We start from the raw sequence: 567 nt of genomic DNA, 5'->3' as shown, positions 1-567 counted from the left end.
CAATCTGGTTATACTGTGAAGACGACATTCGCCGAAAATTCGATAATACTCAATTAAGAGCAACTCACAAATTTTACCTTAGCCTGATCCGCTACCAGTGAAAGTAACGTTCAGTCTATCTTTCTATCACATACCCAAATTTTTAAAGAACGATCTAATCAAAGACTAGAAATCAACATTCACCATCACAATGATGGAATGCTCATTTCTAAGCTTTCAAACTTCTAGAAGCAGTAGTGGTGGAGCCAAACGGGATCGAACCGTTGACCTCCTGCGTGCAAGGCAGGCGCTCTCCCAGCTGAGCTATGGCCCCGTATTTCTACAGGTTCCCACACAAAATTGGTGGGTCTGGGCAGATTCGAACTGCCGACCTCACCCTTATCAGGGGTGCGCTCTAACCAACTGAGCTACAGACCCAATTTCGGGCTGCTTCTTATCGTCTTCTTCAATGAATCAAGCAATTCGTGTGGGAACTTATGGAGCAGCTGATGTCGTCGATTAAGGAGGTGATCCAGCCGCAGGTTCCCCTACGGCTACCTTGTTACGACTTCACCCCAGTCATGAATC

2 tRNA genes and 1 rRNA gene are annotated in these 567 nt (G+C 46.2%); all 3 read right to left on the bottom strand.

Annotated elements, in window-relative coordinates:
* Positions 1-237: 237 nt before the first annotated feature.
* Positions 238-313, bottom strand: a tRNA-Ala gene (locus tag ACP7CJ_RS28860).
* Between the two features lie 27 nt (positions 314-340).
* Positions 341-417: transfer RNA gene (locus tag ACP7CJ_RS28855), tRNA-Ile, on the bottom strand.
* A gap of 82 nt (positions 418-499) precedes the next feature.
* Positions 500-567 (bottom strand): 16S ribosomal RNA (locus ACP7CJ_RS28850); the annotation flags it as partial.

Source organism: Pseudomonas sp. PSPC3-2, from assembly GCF_049897085.1.
GTDB classification, from domain to species: Bacteria; Pseudomonadota; Gammaproteobacteria; order Pseudomonadales; family Pseudomonadaceae; genus Aquipseudomonas; species Aquipseudomonas paraveronii.
This window is presented reverse-complemented; position numbering and strand designations above follow the sequence as displayed.